This window comes from Vibrio sp. 10N.222.49.C9 (genome assembly GCF_041474985.1).
Lineage (GTDB): Bacteria > Pseudomonadota > Gammaproteobacteria > Enterobacterales > Vibrionaceae > Vibrio > Vibrio crassostreae_C.
Map to the genome: position 1 here is coordinate 1 of NZ_JBFRVD010000147.1, position 421 is coordinate 421.

Consider the following 421-nt stretch of genomic DNA (forward strand, 5'->3'; position numbering starts at 1 on the left):
ACTGTTTGCCGGACTCAATTTCGATTCAAACTAAGTTTGAATCACTCTTTATTTCCACTTTTAAAAAGTGAAGACAAAAAGCCAAGACACTTGAATGTGTTTGTTGTGTTTATACCGTTCTTATTAAATAAGAGCAGATAAACATTGAGAACTTTTAAATTTGATTGAATTACTCGTAAGTAAATCAATCAGTCAGCTTTCCAAATTGTTAAAGAGCTTGATTCAATAAATTGAACCATTTTTAAAAACACTTAAATAAATGTGCTTAAAGATGGTATCCCGTAGGGGAGTCGAACCCCTGTTACCGCCGTGAAAGGGCGGTGTCCTAGGCCTCTAGACGAACGGGACATAGGTTACTCTTAACTGTTTAAACATATCAATCTGTGTGGACACTTATCGTGAATATCTTCGTATAAGGAGG

1 tRNA gene is annotated in these 421 nt (G+C 35.6%); it reads right to left on the reverse strand.

The features are described 5' to 3' along the window. Positions 1-272: 272 nt before the first annotated feature. Positions 273-348 (reverse strand) — tRNA-Glu (locus AB4585_RS22450). Between the last annotated feature and the right edge of the window lie 73 nt (positions 349-421).